3 protein-coding genes are annotated in these 2,875 nt (G+C 65.7%); all 3 read left to right on the forward strand.

The genetic code is table 11. The features are described 5' to 3' along the window. Nucleotides 1-500 (forward strand): substrate-binding domain-containing protein (locus LCM4576_RS31685; RefSeq protein ID WP_157901253.1); only part of this gene is annotated, 500 nt, incomplete at its 5' end. Between the two features lie 79 nt (nucleotides 501-579). After that, nucleotides 580-2,109: a sugar ABC transporter ATP-binding protein gene (locus tag LCM4576_RS31690; protein ID WP_116398057.1), complete on the forward strand. Its 1,530-nt coding sequence runs from the start codon at nucleotides 580-582 to the stop codon at nucleotides 2,107-2,109. Between the two features lie 20 nt (nucleotides 2,110-2,129). Further along, on the forward strand, nucleotides 2,130-2,875 hold a 746-nt coding region (locus LCM4576_RS31695; protein ID WP_244510974.1), incomplete at its 3' end, for an ABC transporter permease.

Here is a 2,875-nt window from a genome sequence, read left to right on the forward strand (position 1 = left end):
AAGACACCAACCGCTWCAACGGCCTGCTGCAGGCGCTGAAGGGAACCGACGTCAAGATCATCGCCGAGGAGCATGGCGACTGGCAGTACGACAAGGCCAAGAAGCTCTGCGAGACGCTCTACCTGAACAATCCCGAGGTCGACGGCATCTGGTCTTCCGGCGCCGACATGACGCGCGCCTGCGTCGACGTCTTCAAGCAGTTCGGCGCCAAGATCCCGCCGATCACCGGCGAAGGCAACAACGRCTTCTTCGGCCAGTGGATCGCCGACGGCTTCAAGTCGATCTCGGCGGAATACAGCCCGGCCCAGGGCGCGGCCGGCATCCGCGCCGCCGTTGCCCTGCTCGAAGGCAAGGAGCTGAAGAAGCATTACGACTACAACCCGCCCGGCTGGGATATCGAGAAGGTCAAGAAATATTATCGCGACGATCTCTCGGCCAATGTCTGGTGGCCGTCGGAGCTGCCCGAAGACAAGCTCAAGGAGTTCTACGCCAAGAAATAAAGGCGGCGCCATGGTGGCGCGGGCGGCTGCAACGCAGGCCCGCGCCACGGAACTCCCCGAACACAGCGGTGCTTGTTTCGTGAAGACCCTTGTCGAAATGTCGGATATCCGAAAAGCGTTCGCCGGCACGGCGGCGCTGAAGGGCGTCTCGATCGGACTCCAATCCGGCTCCGTCCATGCGTTGATGGGCGAGAATGGCGCCGGCAAATCGACGCTGATGAAGATCCTCGCCGGTGTCCACCAGCCGGATAGCGGCGCCATCCTRCTCGACGGGCGCCAGGTCGCCTTCCACAGACCGAAGGATGCCCTGGAAGCCGGCATCTCGACCGTGTTCCAGGAACTGTCGCTGCTGCCCAATTTGACGATCGCCGAAAACATGTTTCTCGGCCGGGAGCCGACCACCRCTTTCGGCGGGGTCGACCATCGGCGCATGCGGCGCGAGGCGGGCAAGGYGCTTGCCGAGCTCGGCCTCACRCTCGATCCGGGCACGCTGGTCTCGATGCTCAGCATCGCGGAACGGCAGTTCGTCGAGATCGCRCACGGCATCATGACCGACGCCAGCGTGTTCATCCTCGACGAGCCGACGGCCGCGCTCAATGCCGCCGATGTCGAGGTGCTGAACCGCCACATCCGCAGGCTGAAGGATGAGGGCAAGGCGGTGGTCTACATCTCGCACCGCATGGATGAGATCTTCGCCATTTGCGACACCGTCACGGTTCTAAAGGACGGCGAGCTCGTCGGCACCAGATCGCTCGCCGAGATGACGCCGGCTGCGCTGATCGCGATGATGGTCGGCCGCGAGCTCGCCGACCTCTTCCCCCAGCGTGGCGATRCCCCTGGCCCCGCTATGCTTTCGGTCGAGGATTTCCGCATCACCGAGCGCTCGAAACCGTTTTCGCTGGAGCTGCGCCGTGGCGAGATCGTCGCGCTGGCCGGCCTGGAGGGGCAGGGCCAGCAACGCTTCATGCGCTCGCTGGTCGGTCAGTACCATCCCTTCGCCGGCCGTGTGGCGATCAAGGGCAAGTCGCTGCCCTTGCCGGTGTCGCCCGGCGGCGGCGTGCGCCGGCTGCAGGCGATGGGCGTCGGCTTCGTGCCGGAGGATCGCAAGGAAGACGGGCTCTTCCTCGGCCTTTCCGTGGCGCACAACATTGCCGCAGCGCTCCATTCGAAACGGTCGGAGCTGGCGCTGGCCGCCGGCTATCAGCGACAGATCGCCGACACCATGTCGAGCCTTGCCGTGAAGGCCAGCGGCCCGGGCGCCGCCGTCGGCACGCTGTCCGGCGGCAATCAGCAGAAGGTGCTGCTCGGCCGCTACCTTGCCGCCGACATCGACATCCTGCTCGTCGAGGAACCGACGCGCGGCGTCGACATCGGCGCAAAATCGGAGATCTACCGGCTGCTGCGCGACTTCGCGAAGAAAGGCGGCGCGGTGCTTGTGCTGTCGCGCGAGACGGTCGAGCTGATCGGGCTCTGCGACCGCATCTGCGTCGTCCACAACGACACGATCGTGAAGCAAATGCCGGCGGCCGACGCCACGGAGCACAACATCCTCGACGCCGCGCTCAGCGCCAACGGGGAGGCGAATGGGGCGGGAGGTGAGCGCCGATGACAGCCATCAGCAGGCGCCTCATGAGCGCGAGAGGATCGCGGCAGGGCATGTGGATGCTGCCCCTGCTGATCGCGCTGGCCATCGCGCTCTGGCTCAGCCTCGAGACGGCGCAGTTCCTCAACGGGGAAAACCTGCTCAATCTGGTGCCGCAGGCGATGCCGCTCGTCATCACGGCGGTCGGCCAGATGTTCGTCATCCTGCTCGGCGGGCTCGACCTTTCGGTCGGGTCGATGATCAGCTTCACGACGGCGGTGCTCGCGCTCGGCGGACCCGCCTGGGTGCTGATCCCGGCCGTGTTCGTGCTGGCCGCGCTGGTCGGCTTCAGCAACGGCTTCATCATCACCCGCTTCAACGTGCATCCGATCATCGCGACGCTGTCGACGCAGTACATTCTGCTCGGGATCACGCGGGTGCTGCGGCCGGTTTCGGGCGGCACGGTGCCGGATATCGTCATCAGCGCCGTGGCCGGGTCCTTCCTCGGGGTACCRATGCCCGTGTTCTGGGGCATCTTCATACTCGCGGTCGCCTGGAAGCTGCTCTACGGCTCCCGCTTCGGGCTGCACCTTTTTGCGATCGGCGGCGGCGTGTCGTCCGGCGTGGAGGATGCGGCGCATAATTTCGGCATCGCCGACCGGCGCAACATCGTGCTCGCGTATGTGATCTGCTCCTGCTTCGCGGCGCTGGCCGGAGTCTTCCTCGCCGGGCGCATCGTCTCGGGCGACCCGAATGTCGGGCTGCTGTTCGAGCTTGACGCGATCACGGCCGT

It is taken from the genome of Mesorhizobium sp. LCM 4576, from assembly GCF_001854815.1.
Classification (GTDB): Bacteria; Pseudomonadota; Alphaproteobacteria; order Rhizobiales; family Rhizobiaceae; genus Mesorhizobium; species Mesorhizobium plurifarium.